The 17,087-nt window shown below is 70.1% G+C and carries 15 protein-coding genes; 11 read left to right on the top strand and 4 right to left on the bottom strand.

Annotation, left to right across the window (positions count from 1 at the left end; all coding sequences use genetic code 11):
- Positions 1-88: 88 nt before the first annotated feature.
- Positions 89-961 (bottom strand): hypothetical protein, encoded by an 873-nt coding sequence (locus tag ACLVWQ_RS21275; RefSeq protein ID WP_414110631.1) that lies wholly within the window; start codon positions 959-961, stop codon positions 89-91.
- Positions 962-1,447: 486 nt separating this feature from the next.
- Here ACLVWQ_RS21275 and ACLVWQ_RS21270 point away from each other — a divergent pair, with 486 nt between their 5' ends.
- From ACLVWQ_RS21270 to ACLVWQ_RS21235, 8 genes are all read left to right on the top strand, one after another.
- Positions 1,448-2,083 (top strand): SRPBCC family protein, encoded by a 636-nt coding sequence (locus ACLVWQ_RS21270; RefSeq protein ID WP_414110630.1) that lies wholly within the window; start codon positions 1,448-1,450, stop codon positions 2,081-2,083.
- Positions 2,080-2,940, top strand: a complete 861-nt coding sequence (locus ACLVWQ_RS21265) for an HpcH/HpaI aldolase family protein (protein WP_414110629.1) — start codon at positions 2,080-2,082, stop codon at positions 2,938-2,940. The genes ACLVWQ_RS21270 and ACLVWQ_RS21265 overlap by 4 nt, the downstream gene beginning before the upstream one ends.
- A 121-nt stretch (positions 2,941-3,061) precedes the next feature.
- A complete protein-coding gene (locus ACLVWQ_RS21260; protein ID WP_414110628.1) occupies positions 3,062-4,141 on the top strand; it encodes an amidohydrolase family protein in 1,080 nt (359 codons plus the stop codon).
- A complete protein-coding gene (locus ACLVWQ_RS21255; RefSeq protein WP_414110627.1) occupies positions 4,138-5,790 on the top strand; it encodes a thiamine pyrophosphate-binding protein in 1,653 nt (550 codons plus the stop codon). The genes ACLVWQ_RS21260 and ACLVWQ_RS21255 overlap by 4 nt, the downstream gene beginning before the upstream one ends.
- Before the next feature lie 48 nt (positions 5,791-5,838).
- Positions 5,839-6,717 carry a hypothetical protein gene (locus ACLVWQ_RS21250; protein WP_414110626.1) on the top strand — a complete coding sequence of 293 codons (879 nt, stop codon included), beginning with the start codon at positions 5,839-5,841 and terminating at the stop codon, positions 6,715-6,717.
- Positions 6,718-6,787: 70 nt separating this feature from the next.
- Positions 6,788-7,780, top strand: a complete 993-nt coding sequence (locus tag ACLVWQ_RS21245) for an ABC transporter substrate-binding protein (RefSeq protein WP_414110625.1) — start codon at positions 6,788-6,790, stop codon at positions 7,778-7,780.
- 58 nt (positions 7,781-7,838) lie between these two features.
- Positions 7,839-8,699 carry an amidohydrolase family protein gene (locus tag ACLVWQ_RS21240; RefSeq protein ID WP_414110624.1) on the top strand — a complete coding sequence of 287 codons (861 nt, stop codon included), beginning with the start codon at positions 7,839-7,841 and terminating at the stop codon, positions 8,697-8,699.
- Between the two features lie 224 nt (positions 8,700-8,923).
- On the top strand, positions 8,924-9,649 hold the full coding sequence (locus tag ACLVWQ_RS21235) for a GntR family transcriptional regulator (RefSeq protein WP_414110623.1): 726 nt from the start codon (positions 8,924-8,926) through the stop codon (positions 9,647-9,649).
- A gap of 261 nt (positions 9,650-9,910) precedes the next feature.
- Here the strand turns inward: ACLVWQ_RS21235 and ACLVWQ_RS21230 are convergent, their stop codons facing one another.
- The 3 genes from ACLVWQ_RS21230 to ACLVWQ_RS21220 are packed head-to-tail and all read right to left on the bottom strand — an operon-like array spanning position 9,911 to position 12,300.
- A complete protein-coding gene (locus tag ACLVWQ_RS21230; protein WP_414110621.1) occupies positions 9,911-10,999 on the bottom strand; it encodes a DUF5954 family protein in 1,089 nt (362 codons plus the stop codon).
- Positions 10,989-11,651: a DUF2399 domain-containing protein gene (locus tag ACLVWQ_RS21225; RefSeq protein ID WP_414110620.1), complete on the bottom strand. Its 663-nt coding sequence runs from the start codon at positions 11,649-11,651 to the stop codon at positions 10,989-10,991. Before ACLVWQ_RS21225 ends, ACLVWQ_RS21230 begins: the two co-directional genes overlap by 11 nt.
- 43 nt (positions 11,652-11,694) lie before the next feature.
- Positions 11,695-12,300 (bottom strand): TetR/AcrR family transcriptional regulator, encoded by a 606-nt coding sequence (locus tag ACLVWQ_RS21220; RefSeq protein WP_414110619.1) that lies wholly within the window; start codon positions 12,298-12,300, stop codon positions 11,695-11,697.
- Positions 12,301-12,414: 114 nt separating this feature from the next.
- On the opposite strand from ACLVWQ_RS21220, the gene ACLVWQ_RS21215 reads away from it, so the two are divergent.
- The 3 genes from ACLVWQ_RS21215 to ACLVWQ_RS21205 all read left to right on the top strand — a co-directional run bounded on the left by ACLVWQ_RS21215 (position 12,415) and on the right by ACLVWQ_RS21205 (position 16,796).
- Positions 12,415-13,569 carry a sensor histidine kinase gene (locus tag ACLVWQ_RS21215; RefSeq protein WP_414110617.1) on the top strand — a complete coding sequence of 385 codons (1,155 nt, stop codon included), beginning with the start codon at positions 12,415-12,417 and terminating at the stop codon, positions 13,567-13,569.
- Complete coding sequence (locus ACLVWQ_RS21210) at positions 13,566-14,249, top strand: response regulator (protein WP_414110616.1); 684 nt, start codon at positions 13,566-13,568, stop codon at positions 14,247-14,249. The genes ACLVWQ_RS21215 and ACLVWQ_RS21210 overlap by 4 nt, the downstream gene beginning before the upstream one ends.
- A 255-nt stretch (positions 14,250-14,504) precedes the next feature.
- Positions 14,505-16,796 (top strand): MMPL family transporter, encoded by a 2,292-nt coding sequence (locus ACLVWQ_RS21205; RefSeq protein ID WP_414110614.1) that lies wholly within the window; start codon positions 14,505-14,507, stop codon positions 16,794-16,796.
- Positions 16,797-17,087 lie beyond the last annotated feature (291 nt).

Here is a 17,087-nt window from a genome sequence, read left to right as displayed (position 1 = left end):
AACAATCCGCAGGGTGGGATGGTGAAGACTCATTGGCTTGACGGAGCCCGGCGACCGATCGCCGGGGACTGCGGAGGGCGGAGCGCGGTCATGGGTGGATGAACTTCGTGTAGTCGGCGAACAGCTCCTCGGCCGTCACCGCGGACCGGATGAGCTGCTGCTCACGGGCGTACCGGATGGCCAGTCGCACCCCTGCGAGGAGCGTGTCGTCGAGGCCGTGGGTGACGGCACGCTCCCGGACCGACCGTGAGGTGTCCGTCCTGGTGTCGTCGATGCTCGCGGTGAAGGCGTCGTAGATCCCGCGGACGGCCTCCGGGTCGTTCCTCAGCAGGTCGGTGCGGACGGTGAGCATGTGATTGATCGGCACGGTCGCGTGCCGTCCGAGCCACGCCGCTTCGGCCTCCTCCCAGTCCTGGACGACCGGGACGAGCCCACTCCCGCCGCCGATCACGGCGGCGATGTCGCCGTCGTGCAGCAGGTCCTTGAGGGTGCTGGAGGACCGCTCCACGTTCGGCGGCTCGACGTACTCCTCCACGTGCGGGCCCTCCGTGGTGACCCAGGTGATCCGGTCGGCCTCGACCCCGTAGTCCTCCTTCAGGACGCCGCGGACCCACAGCCCCGTGGTCTGGCTGTACGCCCGCACGCCGACCCGCCGGCCCACCAGCTCGGCGGGGTGGCGGATCCGGCCGTCCGGCAACTGCGCGAGCGTGTTGTGATGCGGGCGGCCGCTCATGACGATCGGCAGCAGGCTGATCCCCTTGCCCTGTTCCCAGGCCTGCAGATACGTGGCGATCGCCAGCTCGGCCACGTCGAACCTCAGCTCGCGGACCATGGGGGCGAACGCCTTGTGGATGGGGTCGACCTCGACGAATTCGAGGCCGCAGTCGCGGATCTCGCGCTGCCCCGTCTTCAACGGGGTGGTGTGCGCGTAGTCCCGTACCGCTGCGGTGTACGTGCTCAAGAGTGCTCACTTTCCCATGGCGTGCGGGCGTCATGACTCGTGCCGCTGCACGCTGCTCACGCTGCTTCGTGGTTCTTGACGGTTCTTCGTGAGCCCCGGCGCCCCGCGGGTCAGGGGGTGTCCCGTACGGGATGTCGGTGATGCGTCACGGTGGCCATCCGCTGTCAGGCTGAGGTGCCCAGTCAGGGCTTGTCAACCCGCTGGCACGACATTGATTGCCAAAGTTGTTGGACAACTATTCCGTTTGATCAGGAGTACTTGCGGCTCATTGGATGACGGTGTTACGTTCCATCTGCAAGTTGTAAAACAATCTCGATGCCCACGTGAGTGACGGGACGCCACCGCGGCGCGGTAGCCCGCCCGCTTCCCGGCCGGCTTTCCGGCCCACTGCCCGAGGGCTCCGTGCCCCGTGCCGTCAAGTCGCCGTGGCCGCCGCCCCCTTTCCTCTCCATGCCGTCATGTCTGTCGCCGAGTGAGGTCACCGCTTTGATATCGATCACGGACGAGATAGCCGTGCCGAGTCCGCCCCGACGTGTCTGGGAGGTCATCTCCGACCCCTCGGAGGTCGTGGGCTGCATCGGCGGCGCCGAACTGGGGCCTTCGCACGAGGACGGGTCCTTCGACGGGTCGCTGGCCATCAGGTTCGGCGGGATACGGGTCAGGTTCGCGGCCCGGATCACCCTGGACCTGGACGAGCCCGCGCACGAGGGCCGGCTCTCGGCCCGGGGCAGCGACGGGCAGGGCGCCACCCGCTTCAACGCCCACGCCACCTTTCGTGTCGCCGAGGGGGACGCTCCCGGGACCTCCCGGATCCACGTCGACGGCGAGATCAAACTCAACGGAAAACTCGCCAAGTTGATCGAATCCGGTGCGGGAGCGGTGGTCTCGCGCATGACGAAGGAGTTCTCCGACCAACTGGTCCAGCGATGCGCAGCGACCCCCGAGCCCGTCCCCATCACGGCCACGTCACCCGAGCCGCTCGTGGCAGCACCTCGACCGGCCGGACTGCTGGGCCGCCTGCGTGGCTGGTGGTCCGGGCTGCGGCTGAGGTCCGGGAGCCGCGGGACACGGCGTTCGGTGGACAACTCCGGTGAGGCACTCGGTCAGGGAGGCAGGCGATGACGGCGTCCAGGCTCAACAAGGTGATCGGTGCCCTGAGTTCGGGGAAGCACGTCTTCGCGACCTTCTCCGCGGCCGATCCGGCGTCCGCGGTCGAGCTGAGCAACTCGGACTACGACGCGGTGGTGTTCGAGATGGAGCACAAGCCCTGGGACATCAACGCGCTCCGGGACAGCCTGCAGTATCTGCTGAATCGACGTCAGGTCTTCGAGGCCGACAGCCTCGCGCCCGCCGTCACGCCGATCGTCCGTATCCCCGCCAACGGCGCGGAGAAGGCCCAGTGGCATGCCAAGCAGGTCCTGGACCTCGGCGCGTTCGGTGTCGTCTGGCCGCACATCTCCACGGTGGAGGAGGCCCGTAACGCCGTCGCCGCCTGCCGCTACCCGCGGCTGCCCGACGCCCCCCGCCACGAGCCCGCCGGTCTGCGCGGGGACGGCCCGCACGCCGCCACCCGCTACTGGGGCATCTCCAACATCGAGTACTACGCCAGGGCCGACGTGTGGCCGCTGGACCCGGACGGCGAGATCCTGGTGGGCCTCATGATCGAGGACCAGCTCGGTGTCCGGAACCTGCCGGACATCCTCGACCAGGTGCCCGGGATCGGACTGATCCTCATCGGCGAGGGCGACATGAGCCAGGAGCTGGGAGTCCCGCGCCAGTACGAACACCCGCGCGTCCTGGAGAGCAAGCGGCGGATCCTCGACATCTGCGCCGCCCGCGGGGTGGCCGTCGGCCATCCCCATGTGACGGCCGGCAACGTCGAGCGGGTGCTCGACGACGGTTACCGCTTCCTGATGTCGGCGCCGGTGCGCACCTACCCCGGCCTGACGAAGGGCCGAGAACTGACCGGCCGCGGCTGACGACGCGTAACCGGCCGGGCCGCGGCCGACGGGTGCACAGCCGGCCACGTCGCGGCCGAGGACACGTAACCGGTCCGTTCGCACACCACGAGACCACCGCAACGCGAGTTTCGGAGCATTCATGATCATCGACTGCCATGGCCACTTCACCACGGCACCCCCCGCGCTGGGCAAGTGGCGGGAGAAGCAGATCCGGGCGTTCGAGGAGTCCGGTGCGCGCGTCTCGCCCGACGAACTGCACATAGGTGACGACGAGATCCGCGCCGCCGTCGAGAACGGTCAGCTGAAGCTGCAGACCGAGCGCGGCACCGACCTGACGGTCTTCTCGCCGGGTGCGGGCAAGATGGCCCACCACTACGGCGACGAGCGGACCAGCCTCGACTGGTCCCGGGTCAGCAACGACCTGATCGCCCGGGTGTGCGGCCTCTTCCCCGAGCGGTTCGTGGGGGTGTGCCAACTCCCGCAGTCCCCGGGCGACGCCCTGGCCGCCTCGGTACGCAACTCCGTCACCGAACTGGAGCGCTGCGTCGAGGAGTTGGGCTTCGTCGGCTGTCTGCTCAACCCGGACCCGTCGGACGGGTTCTACCAGGCCCCGCCGCTGACGGACCGCGTCTACTACCCGCTCTACGAGAAGATGGTGGAGCTCGACGTCCCCGCGATGGTGCATGTCGCGATGTCGAGGAACCCCGCGATGCAGGGCACCTGTGCCCACTACCTGGCGGGTGACACCGCCGCGTTCATGCAGCTGTGCATGTCGGACCTGTTCAAGGACTTCCCGACGCTCAAGGTCATCCTGCCGCACGGCGGCGGCGCGGTCCCCTACCACTGGGGCCGCTACCGCGGAGTGATGCAGGACCAGGGCCGGCCGCCGCTGGAGGAGTCGATCCTGCGCAACGTGTACTTCGACACCTGCGTGTACCACAAGCGGGGCATGGAGCTGCTCCTGGACATCATCCCCGCCGGGAACGTCCTCTTCGCATCGGAGATGATCGGCGCCGTCCGCAGCGTGGACCCCGAGACCGGGCGCCGGTTCGACGACACCAAATACACCCTCGACTCCATCGACAGCCTGAGCGACACCGACCGGCAGGCGGTCTACGGAGGCAACGCGCGACGGGTCTTCTCCCGGCTCGACGGTGTTCTGAAGGCCAGGGCCGGCACGGCGGCCACCGCGACCAAGGTGAAGGAGTCCCAGAAGTGAAGGTCTACGAGGCGCTGGCCGAGGCGTTCGTCAAGGAAGGCACCAGGGACGTCTTCGGCATGATGGGTGACGCCAACATGCACTGGATGAACGCCCTCGCCGACCGCGGGGTGCGGCTGTTCGAGGTGCGGCACGAGGGATCCGGCCTCGGCATGGCGGACGGCTGGGCCCGTGGCGCGGGGCAGCCAGGCGTGCTCACCACGACCAGCGGGCCCGGCGTCTCGCAACTGGCGACCTCGATGATCGTGGCGAGCCGGGCCCGCACTCCGCTGGTCGCCTTCTGCGGGGAGACGCCCTTGGGGGACGAGAGTGCCACCCAGTACCTCGACCAGCGGCGTTTCGCCGCCGCGATCGAGTGCGGGTTCATCCACATATCCCGGGCCGAGCAGGCCCAGGAAGCCGTACGGCAGGCCTTCTACCTGGCACGGACCGAGTCCCGGCCGATCATGATCAGCGCGCCCTTCGACGTACAGCTGGAGGAACTGGACGACCCTGAGGAGTACGTGCCCTCCACCGCCCTCCTCCAGAAGCGCCGGCTGCTGCCCGACCCGACCGCGGTCCAGGCGGCCTGCGACCTGATCCAGGACGCCAAACGCGTGGTGATCATCGCGGGCCGGGGCGCGCGCCACGCGGGCGCCGGTGAGGAGATCCTCGCCCTCCAGGAACGGACCGGCGCGCTGCTGGCCACCACCCTGCAGGCGAAGAACTGGCTGTGCGACCGCACCGAGTTCCACGTCGGTCTCTCGGGACTGTTCGGTGACAAGGCCTCGATGGAACTGCTCCAGGAGGCCGACTGCGTGATCGCGGTGGGCGCCAGCCTGAACCACTACACCATCGAGAGCGGCTACCTCTATCCGGACGCCAAGTACGTGCAGATCGACACGTCCGCGCACGTGGTGATGGGCAACGGCAAGGCGGCCGACTGTTATCTGCAGGCCGACGCGGTGACCGCCGTCACCGAGCTGACCCGGGTGCTCCAGGAGCGGTCCGTACGGCTGGACGGCTTCCACACGGGCGACGTCCAACAGCGCCTTGCCGTACGGCTCCAGCCGCCGGCGGAGTACGTCCGCGAGCCCGGACTGATCGACCCGCGTGAGGCCATCTGGATCCTCGACGAGGAACTCCCCGGCTCGATGGGCCTGGTGCTGGGCAGCGGTCACCAGACCGACTTCGGCACCATGCTCTTCCAGCGCTCGCGTGACGTGCTCTCCAACTACGGCATGTTCGGCGCCATCGGCCAGGCCCCGCTGATCGCCCTCGGCCAGATGGTCGCGAACGGCAACAGGCCCGGCTTCGTGGTGGAGGGCGACGCGAGCTTCCTGATGCATCTGCCGGAGTTCGAGACGGCGTGCAGGTACGACATCCCGCTGCTGGTCGTGGTGATGAACGACGAGGGCCTTGGCGCCGAGTACCACAAGTCCAAGGCGAAGGGTCTTGACCCGGACCTGGCGCTGATCCCCACACCCGAACTGGGCCTGGTCGCGCAGGCGTTGGGCGGCGGCGGAGCCACGGTCCGCACACCGCAGGAACTGCGTGACGCCTTGGCCCAGTACGTGCGCTCGCCCCGGCCGACCGTGATCGACGTCCGCATCACCCGTCAGGTGCTGAGCACTCCCTACCGCCGTATCCAGTTCGGCGAGGACGTCTGAGCGAGCCAGACCCATGGACCGAGCCAGTCGACACGACAGGAGAGAGACATGAAGTTGGTACTGGGCCGTGACGATCTCGCGGCAGCCGCGGAGTCGGCGGTCCGTGAATCGGGTACGGAGCCGGAGCGGGTCGACATCAAGCCGGTGCACAAGGCCTCCCGCGGCTTTGTGAACGAGTCGGTCGTGGACCTGTGCGAAGTGGCGATCGTGACCGTCCTGCAGGCTCTCGCCCACGGCAAGCCGGTGCTGCTGCTGCCCGTGACCACCCTGGGCAGGCACCAGCACCAGACCTTGGTGACCCTCGGGAAGCTGTCGGCCGAGGAGGTGGAGGGGCGCAGCGTCGGAGTCCGTTCCTGGAGTCAGACCACCGGTGTGTGGATGCGCGGGTTTCTCACCGAGCAGTACGGCGTCGACCTGCGTAAGGCGGACTGGACGACGTACGAGGGCAGCCATGTCGACGGAGCTGAGGACCCGTTCTGGGTGCACCGGGCGCAGGAAGGGGCCCGGTTGCAGACGGACTTCCTGGAAGGACGGCTGGACTTCGGGATCATGGGCAATGAACTCCCCGCGGACGACCGCATCCGCACCGCCGTCGACAGCGCCCACGAGGTCGCCGAACAGTGGTCGAGGGACCAGGGGTTCATCCCGGTCAACCATGTGGTCGGCGTGTCCGAGGCCGCTGCTGCGGAGCACTCCGCTGCCGTTCTCGCCGCGTACGACGCGATGCGGTCGGTGCTCACCGCCGCCGAGGAGGGCGGGCCGGTCGCCCTGCACCCGGTGGGTTTCGAGGCCCTGCGCGGCGCTTTCGCCAAAGCGGCCGTCTACGCCCTGGAGCAGGGTGTCATTCCCCGGGCGGTGGACTACGACGAACTCGTCGAGCGGTCCTGCGCGGCGCTCGGTGTGCCGCCGTCCCGCCTCGGCGGCTGAGGACCGCGGCACGGGCAGCCGAACCAGAACCAGAACCAGAACCAGGACCAGAAGAAGCAAAGGACAGGCCATGGACAAGCTCACGGTGGTTCTCGGGGAGTTCCCGCACGCGCAGCCGCTGCTGGACGGTGACGTCGTGACAGACGGGTACCTGGTCGAGCCGGTGGAGGTCAGGCCGGTCATCGGCGCCTACCGGCGGATGATCCGGGACCTGGAGTTCGACGTGTGTGAACTGGCGCCGGTGTCCTACCTGATGGCACGCCAGGAGGGGATACCACTGACGGCGGTCCCGGTGTTCCTCAACCGGCGCTTCCACCACGGCGATGTGCAGTGTGCCGCGCATTCCGGCATCCGGGTGCCGCGGGACCTGGAGGGGCGCCGGGTCGGCGTGCGCGCCTACTCGGTGAGTACGGGCGTGTGGGTGCGCGGTGTCCTGCGCGACGAGTACGGGGTCGATATCGACTCGATCACCTGGGTGGTGGATGACGACGACCACGTCGAGGGCCGTGCTCCGGCCAACGTCGAGCGGGTCACCGACGGCCGCTCGCTGGGGGAGTTGCTGCGTGCCGGGGAGATCGACGCCGCGCTGACCGGGAACGCCGGGACGGGACGGGCGGGCGCACCCAAGGCCGGCTGGGCGGCGGCGTCCGAACCGAAGACCGGCAGTGACGGAGGTGACGGCGGCCCGTACCCGCTCTTCCCTGAGGCCGCGACCCTCGCCGTGGACCACTATCTGCGCAAGGGCGTCTACCCGCTGCACTCGGTGATCGCGGTGCGCACCGAACTCGTGGAGCGCGATCCCGGCCTGCCGGCCAAGCTGTACGCCGCGTTCGCGGAGAGCAAGCGCCGGCACCTCGCCGACCGGCCCGACTGGTCGGCGGTACCCCGGCTGGCCCGTCAGAGGCGCGTGATCGGTGGCGACCCCGTCCCCTACGGCATCAAGGCCAACGAGCCCAGCCTCAAAGCGATGGTCCGTTTCTCGAAGGACCAGGGTCTGCTCGACGCGAACTTCCCCTCCGACCTGCGCTCACTGTTCGCCGCGGGCGACTTCCCGGACGCCTGAGCCGGCCCGTACGGAACACACCGAAGACGCACACACCGAAGACAAGGGAGCACCACACGTGGACGTCGTCGACGCACACTGCCACATCATCTCCGAGGACCTGACCGGCTACCCCAGGGCCCCGATCGGGGGCAAGCAGTCGCAGTGGGCCGCGACCCGGCCGGTGACCGCCGAGGGCATGGCAGGACGCATGGACGAGACCGGCATCGGCCAGGCCGTCCTGGTCCAGGCCACCACGAACTACGGCTACGACAACTCGTACGTACTCGACAGCAGCCGGCGCCGGCCGGAGCGCTTCGTCGCCGTCGGCACCGTCGACCCGCTCCGTCCGGACGCCGCCGCGAACCTCAAGACCGCGGTCGGCGACGGCGGCCTGGCGGGGGTACGGCTGTTCACCAGCGGCAGCACCGTACCCACGCAGGGGGAGTGGTTCGTCGCCCCCGAGACGTTCCCCTTCTGGGAACAGGCCGGGGAACTGGACCTGCCGGTCTGCCTCCAGATGCGCCTCGGCCCGGCCACCCGGCAACTGGTGGAACTCCTGGAGCGGTTCCCCGGAGTGAAGGTGCTCCTGGACCACATCGGCTACCCCGACATCGCCGCCTCGCCCGCCCGCGCCGGCGCCGACGTCGCGGAACTCGCGGCCCACCCGGGCCTGCACCTCAAACTCACCCACCGCAACCTGGAGAAGCTGCGCGACGCCGGCGAGCGGGCGGCCGAATTCCTCGGACCGGTCGTCGAGGCATTCGGAGCGGAGCGGATCGCCTGGGGATCGAACTGCCCGGCGGCCGAGCAGACCCTGCCGGAACTCCTCACCCTCGCACAGGAAGTCCTCGCAGGGCTGCCGGAGCGGGACCGGCAGGAGATCTTCGCCGGGACGGCCCGGCGCCTGTACCCGGGACTCACCACATCCCGAGCCTGACCCTCACCCTCCTGCCTGATCGTCTCGCCCGCCCCTTCTCAGACGCACATTGTGCAACGATAAGCGGGTGGCGCTTCGGGTCCGGTCCCTTTCGAGGCGAAGAGCGGCTTCTGTAGCTTGCGTCATCCACCGGTTCTCGCCATGCTGTGGTTGAAGTTGTTATACAATATTTCGGACAACGCGACGCGTGTGCTGTATCCGGGCCCACGTTGGAGGACCACACCATGGCGCTAGCTACGGGAGCCACGGGTACGGACCCGGGCAATGAGGGTGGTGCGGACTCGAGTGCCAACCGGACGTCGCAGGCGTACAACGACCTTCGTGCGCTGCTGCTCTCCGGTCACTACGAACCGGACTCACGTCTCACCGAGTCGGAGCTGACGACACGTCTGGGAGTGTCACGCGGCACGCTGCGTTCCGTCCTCGCGCGTCTTGCCCAGGAGGGGTACGTCACCGCTGAGGCGCACCGCAGCGCCCGTACCCGGTCGTTCTCGGTGAACGAGGCCCTTGAGATCCTGGAGACCCGCGAGGTGCTGGAGACGGCGCTGGCGGCGAGCGCCGCCCGACGCGCGACCGACGCCGACATCGCCGCGATGACCGAGACCTGTGAGCGGATGTGGGAGTGCCAGGTACCTGGCGGACGTGACGAGTACTGGAGGCTCAACCGCAGGTTCCACGAACAGATCCGTGCGACGGCGCGCCACGCCACGCTCACCAGATTCGTCGACAGCCTGCTTTACCCCCTCGTCATGCAGCAGTACCGCGACGCGGACCGGGCCCACCCGCGGACCGACTCCGTCAAGGAGCACGAGGCCATTCTCGCCACGATCGCCACCCGTAACCCGGAGGCTGCCGCGGCGGCGATGAAACACCATCTGTCGGCGGCCCGGCGGGCTCTTCAGCTGCAACTCGCCGAGCCCGCCGACCCGCCGCCTCCGACCGGCCGTTAGAGGCGGTGTGCCGGGCCGGGTGTGGAGTGGCGGGGTGCTTACGTATGCACCGAGGTGCTCGTCGGGGTGCCCGGGAGGGCCTCGACGGACCCTCCAGGCTTCCTGTATCAGCCCACCGTCATCGGGATACCTCATCCCTCGGGCGTGGCGTGGCCCACGACAACCGTCACGCCCCGACGTAACCCGCAACCGTTAAAGACCTCTAGCCTCATGGGCGCCTGGTCCGCCGGGCCGTTGCCCTGCTGTGCTCGGACGGCCGGCTCAGTGTGGCCGCCTGCCGTCCGGCCCGTCGCCGCCCGCGCTCGTCCGGTCGTCCTCGGGCTGGATGACGCCGTTCTCGTCCAGGAGTGGGCGGATCCGCATCGGCTCGGTGGTCTCCGGGTCGGAGTGGCGGGGCGGCTCGGGGCCGTCGGGGCCGGTGCGCAGCATGCGTTCGACGCGGCAGATGCGGTAGGTATCGCTCCGGACCGTCATCTCGTTCACGTTCGGTGTGGATTCCAGGTGCTCCGCGGCGCGTGCGTAGGTGTCGCGGGTCGCGCCGTCCAGGTCGTACATCTCGGCCCAGAGCCCGGACAGGCCGCTGTGGAGGACGCGACGAGCGTCGTGCGGGGTCGGCTGGAGACGGCTGGCCGGCCGCCAGCCGGCCCCGGCGCGCTTGACGAGGCCGAATGCGACCGGGAGCAGGGCGAGTTCGGGGTGGTGGTGGACCGCCTCCCGGGACTCGGCACGCATGGCGGGTGGGATGTGCTCACCTTCGTAGGTGAGGTCCCGAAGGCCTTGGCGGGTACCTTCGGCCATGACGCTGGGATACTCCGTGGGACCGGCCGGCAGGGCGTCGAGCGGATGGCCGATGTCGGGCAGGGTCCGGGAGCGGCCGGGCTGGTGACCCCAGGAGCGGTCGGCCGGTTCGGGGTCGGTGGGGCGGGGCGGCTCAGGACCCTCGGTCAGGCCGCAGCGTGTGTACTCGTCGCCCCGTACGACACGGTAGCGGTTGCCGAGCACGGTGAGCTCGTCGATCCGCTCGCACTCCAGGAGGCGAACGGCCGCGAGGAGTTCGCGGCGTTCGGCGACGGTGTCGGCCTCGTCCTTCGCCCGGAGCCACAACAGCGAGTTGAGGGCGTCCCGGGCCTCCTGCGGGGTGCCGTCGGTCGCCTCGGACACCAGTCGCCAGCGGGCATCGGGTTCGGGACCGAGTGCGGCCACGCCGAACACCGGGCCGCGTGGCCACACATGGGGAAAGCGGGTTGAGGCGTTGAGCGCGTCGACCTCGCGGACCAGGGCCACCGGGTCGTCCCGGCGCAGCAGTTCAGCCGCAGCCCGTTCCATCCGTCGCTTCCAGTCATCGTTCATGCACACATTGTGGCCGTGGGGAGTGTGCGGTGTCAGAGAGTTCACGAAGATCACTGTCGGTGCGCAGGCCGCCCCAGCCGAAGTCGCCGTGGTGGTGGAGGGAGGTTCCGTTGTCGTGGAGCAGGCCGAGCAGGGCGAGGGCGGCGGCGGAGGGGGGCTGGCCCTGGAGACAGACCAGGAGCGGGCAGGCGTTGCCGTAGGCGTCGGCGGCGCCGGCCAGGACGGCCGGGTTCTCGCAGATGTACAAGGCGGCGGGCGCTGTCCGCGGGGGTGCCGGGTATCGAGTACGACCGTCTTGCCGACCGCGTACCGGGCGAGACCTGGGCGGGCCTCCACACGGTCGGCGGTGCGAGTGAGCAGGCCGAGCGCGGTCAGCTCGGCCGGCGCCTGCCCCACGAGCTGTGGTTCCGCGCCCGCCTGCTTGGCGGTTGGACCAGAACCCGGCGTGTTCGACGGCCAGTTCGCGTACGCGCCGCTCCGGATCCGCGACGACGACCGGCCCAGCCGCCGTCGCGATGTACTCGGCGACCAGGTCGGCGAGCCGGTCCTCGAAGGTCTGCTCGGTGACTGTGGACGGGCCCTTGCGGCCGACGGGCAGCCCCGCCAGGACACGGCGCTCCACGTCGTACAGGACGTCACCGCTCCCACTCACGTACGCGTCCTCGCGATCCGTCTGATCCGTCCGTCCGTTCGCATCAGCGCAGGTCGCGGACGAGCAGGTCGATCAGTCGATCGTAGGTGTCAGGGGAGCCGGACACCTGCCCGATTCCCCCCAGTTCCAGGTGGACCGCGCCGTGCAGGGCGGTCCAGACGATCTGGGCGGCCTCTCCCGAGTCGGCGAACCGCTTGAGCGAGTCGCGGCCGGCCAGGCCTTCGACGAGCTCGATCAGGACCTCGAAGACCGCGTGGCCGTACACCGACGCCTCGGAGCCCGTAAGGGCGACCGGTCCGCCGCCGCCGAAGACGAGCGCATAGCGCTGCGGGTGTGCCAGCGCGAACTGCCGGTAGCCGGCGCATCCCTGGCGGAAGCGCGCCTCCGCGTCCAAGGAGCGGTCCACCGTGACGGCGTCCCAGAGATCGTTGAGGGCCCGAACCGCCAGCGCCTGCAGCAGACCGTCCTTGCTGCCGAACCTGTTGTACACGCCCATGGGCGCGACGTCGGCCTCGCGGGCGACCGCGCGGACGGTGACGCGGGGCAGACCTTCGCGGTCGAGCACGTCCTGGGCGGCCTCCAGCAGGGCTGCCTGAACCTGGTCGCTCGCCGTGCGCCGTCGGGGTTCCGGCTCGGCTTCGACAGCCATCCGCTCCGCGTCTCCCCTCAGTCGCTCGTACCCTGTGGCACGTTGTCCTGTAGAACAGCGTGCCATAGTCTCCTCGGAAACTGGCGGACCCGGATGCGTACGGAGTGATCACTGGTGCGATCGGACCGATGGGCGGTCGGGGGCCTGCTCGCGGTGGTGGTGGCGTTGGCCGTGGGTGCCGTGTCCGCGGTCGTCGGCGACCAGGGCGACGCGACGACCCTGTGGGTCATCCTCGCCGTGGGAGTGGTGGGTGCCGGGTCGGCCGCACGGGCGTCGCCCCTCGCCGTGATCGTGTCCGCGCTGCTGGCCGGCCTCGAACTGCGTGATCCGGCGCCGTGGGGCACCTGGGCGGTCGCCGGGGGACTGCTGTTCCTGTTCGCGCTGCGGCGACCCCGCTTCGATGCGGTCGCCGCCGGTGTGGTGGTCGCGGGCACCGCGCTGTGCGCGACGTACGTTCCGTGGCTGGGCGGCAGCGGCGGCGGGGCGTTCGGCCTGATCGCCCTCGTGGTCGCGGTGGTCGGGGTGGGCCAGTGGGTGCAGGCGCAGCGGCGTTACGTGATCGCCGAGGCGGGACGGCGCCGGCAGGAGGCGGAACGCAGGCGGGAGGAAGTGGCCCGCCACGTCGCGGAGGAGCGACTGCGCATCGCCCGCGAACTCCACGACAGCGTCGCCCATCATCTCGCGGTGGTCAGCGTCCACACCAATGTCGCGCGGGCGAACCTCACGCGCTCGCCCCAGGTCGCCGGGCGCGCACTCGACGACGTCCAGGTGGCCACCCAGTCGGTGATGGAGGAGCTGGGAGTGATCCTCAGCGTCCTGCGCGCGTCGGAACCCGAACCGCTCTCGTCCACTCCGGTCGACGCCGCCATGATCGACGACCTGCTGCAGAGCTTCGAGGGCATCGGTCTGCGGGTCAGGACCGACGGGCTGGACCATCTGCTCGCGCTGGCGCCGCTGGCCCGTACCGCCGCCCAGCGTCTGCTCCAGGAAGCGCTGACCAACGCGCAGCGGTACGGCGACGGCGGCGCCACGGTGGTCGTCGACGCGCCTGTCGACGGGTACGTCACGCTGTCGGTCCGCAACACATGGGTGCCGCGCGAGACGGCGTCCGCAGGCAGCGGCCTCGGCCTGATCGGCATGGAGGAACGGGTCCACCTGCTGGGTGGCACCTTTCACGCGGGGCCGGACCCGGACGGGTTCGTGGTCACCGCGCAGCTCCCGGCGGCCGCGCCCCGCATCCCGGACAACTCGAAGGAGACGCCCGCATGAGCGTCGTACGCGTACTCGTCGTCGACGACCAGGTCATGATCCGCTCCGGGATACGAGCGCTGCTCGAGACCGGTGACGGTGTCGACGTCGTCGGTGAGGCGGCCGACGGACGCCGAGCCGTCGACATGGCGCGGGCCCTCGTGCCCGACGTCATCCTGATGGACCTGCGGATGCCGGTGCTCGACGGGGTGGGAGCGATCACCCAGCTGCGCGCCGACGCCGTCACCGCGGACATCGGCATCCTGGTGCTGACCACCTTCGACACCGACCAGAACATTCTTGCCGCCCTCCAGGCCGGGGCCAACGGCTTCCTCGGGAAGTCGGCGGACCACGAGGAGCTCATGCGGTCGGTCGAACGGGTCGCCGCCGGAGGCGCGTCCCTGTCCGCCGTCGCGACGGACACCGTCGTCGGGCATCTCGCGAGCACGGCACGCCGGCCCCGGCGGCACGAACCGGCCTCCCCCGAGGACCTGCGCAAGGCCGCCTCCTTGACCTCCCGTGAGCGGGAGATCGCCGTACTGGTCGCCCAGGGCCTGAGCAACGACACCATCGCGGAGCGCCTGTTCATCTCACCGCTGACGGTGAAGACCCATGTGAACCGGGCCATGAGCAAGATGCACGTCGGGGACCGGGCGCAACTCGTCGTCGCCGTACTCCGCGCGGGCCTGCTCGACGACTGACCGCGGTACGCGGCCGGCGGCTGACCGGCCGGTGACGTACGAGCCGGTCATGCCCCGGCCGGTGACGCACAAGCCGGTCATGCCCCGGCCTGCGGCGCGCGAACCTGCGGCGCGCGGGCCGAAAAATACACCGGACGCGGTATGCCCAGTACCGCGGATACGCGACGACCAGGAGGCACCCTCCGGCGGAAGGTGAGGCATCGGGTCCGCACCAGCGGCCCAAGTCCGGCCTTGACCTTGACCGCAGGAGTTCTGATGTCTCGATTGCTGTCCAGGGTCGGCGCGTTCAGCGCCGGCCACCGACTCGTCGTAGCCGGCGCGTGGATCGTGCTGACCGCGGTCTTCACGTTCCTGACGATCAGCGGAGCCAAGTTCTCCGACGCCGAGTTCAGCATCGCGGGCGCGGAGTCGACCACGGCACTCGCCACGATGGACAAGGCGTTCCCCGCGGCGGCCGGCCCGGAGTCCGGTGAGCTGATGCTGGTCGTCGAGGCGCCCGACGGCACGTCCCTCGCCGATCCGGCCGGCAAGAAGCTTGTCACGGGGGCGGTGTCCCGCGCCGCTGAGATCCCCGACGTACTGTCCGCGGCGGATCCGTACGACGAGAACCGCCCCTACGTGTCCGAGGACGGCTCGGTCGCCGTCTCGACGCTCACGGTCGACCTGGAGGCCGACCAGGCAGTCGTGGAGGCCGACATCCGTGAGGCGTCGACCGCGCTGACGGACGAGGGATACACCGTCGAGCTCGGCGGCGCCCTCGAAGACGGACCGCCCGAGATCGCCGGCATCACCGAGGTCGTCGGTGTCGTGGTCGCCTTCGTCGTACTGCTGCTGACCTTCGGTTCACTGGCCGCGGCCGGTGCGAACATGCTGACCGCGCTGGGCGGTGTCGTCGTGGGCGTCGTGGGCATCCTCGCGTGGTCGTCGGCCGGTGAGGGCATCCAGTCCACCACGCTGATCCTCGCGGTGATGCTGGGACTGGCGGTCGGTATCGACTACGCCCTCCTGATCCTTTCGCGGTTCCGCGACGAGCTCCGGCGCGGAGCCGACGTCACCTCCGCCGTGGCCCGCGCCTCCGGCACCGCCGGCACCTCCGTGGTGGTGGCCGGCACCACCGTGGTCATCGCACTGGTGGGGCTGTCGATCGTGCAGATCGCGTTCATCACCGAGATGGGGCTGGGCGCGGCCTTCGCCGTGATCGTGGCGGTGGCCGCCTCGCTCACCGTCGTACCGGTGGTGCTGAAGACCCTTGGGCACAGGGCTCTGCCGCGCAGGGAACGCCCGAGCGCCGGCGCGGTGAGCGGGGACGGGACAGCGGCGACGGTCCCGGTTCGGCGTGCGGTTCAGCGCGCGGTTCCGCGTGAGGCGAAGTCCCGGTCGGGACTGTTGGGCCGCTGGGCCCTGCTGGTGGTCAATCGGCCCGTCGTCACCATCCTGGGCGCCCTGATCGCCGTCGTGCTGCTCGCTCTGCCCGCCCTCTCGCTCAAGACGGAGCTCGAGCCGCCGGGCGGCCCCGACCCGGCCAGCTCGCAGCGCGCGGCCTACGACACCGTGAGCGACGCCTTCGGTGAGGGCGAGCAGAACCCCCTGATCGTGCTCTTCGAGGGTGCGGACGCGGCACGGACCGCCGCCGGTACGACGAAGGAGATCGCCGCGGTGGACGGCGTGGTCGACGTCAGCCCCGTGCAGCCCGCCGAGAGCACGGAGGTCGCCTTCGTGGCGGTCACTCCCGAACACGGCCCGACCGACGCGCGTACCGGCGACCTGGTGACCGCCCTGCGCACGGCGATGGACGACGTGGAGGGTGCGAAGGTCTCGGTGACCGGTCAGACCGCGGTCGACGTGGACGTCGACTCGCAGCTCTCGTCCGGCCTCGTCACCTATCTGATCTGCGTGGTCGGGCTCTCGCTGCTCCTGCTCACCCTCGTGTTCCGTTCCGTCGTGGTGCCGTTGCTGGCCACCGTCGGGTTCCTGATGTCCCTGGCGGCGGGCCTCGGAGTCACCGTGGCGGTCTTCCAGTGGGGCTGGGCGGGCGGCCTGGTCGGCCTCGACGAAGCGCGCCCGCTGGCCAGTCTGATGCCCCTCATCGTGGTGGGCGTGCTGTTCGGCCTCGCCATGGACTACCAGGTGTTCCTGGTCTCCCGTATGCACGAGGCGCACAAGCAGGGACTGCACACCCGGGCGGCGATACTGAAGGGGTTCGGGCAGGCGTCCCCCGTCGTCGTCGCCGCGGCGACCATCATGGCGGCGGTGTTCGCGGGCTTCGCGTTCAGCGGCGGTGACCCCATGGTCGCGTCGGTCGGCCTGGCCCTGACCGTCGGCGTACTGGTCGACGCGTTCGTGGTCCGCATGCTCCTGGTCCCGGCGACCCTGCAACTCCTCGGCGAGGCCAGCTGGTGGCTGCCGCGCCGGCTGAACCGGGTGCTTCCGAACGTGGACACGGAGGGTACGGCGCTGGAGCGGGAAGAGCCCGCCGGATCGCAGCCGCAGTCGCAGTCGCCGTCGCAGGATGGTGAGGACCAACTCGCTGATTCCGTAAGGTCGTAGCCGCCTGCGAAACCACGACAGGCCTCGGTCTGGACGAGGGCTGCGACCTGATGGCCGCGGTCCTCGTCGTGTATGGCGTGTACGGCGCGTACGTCGTGTACCGGACGTCGGCCGGACCCGCCACCGGGCGACACGGGCGGGGCGACACGGGCGGGGCGACACGGGCGGGGCGGTCGGCGAGACCGGCCGTGCCCGAGGTCTCCCCAAGGTCTCCCCGAGGTCTCCTCGGGCGGCCCCGGCGGCGAACGGTCTGGGCCGCGATCGGACTGTGACCGGCGGCGTATGCGCTCG

Source organism: Streptomyces sp. CWNU-52B (assembly GCF_047444975.1).
Taxonomy (GTDB): Bacteria; Actinomycetota; Actinomycetes; order Streptomycetales; family Streptomycetaceae; genus Streptomyces.
Note: the sequence above shows the minus strand (reverse complement) of the source record. Positions and strands in the feature narration are given on the sequence as shown.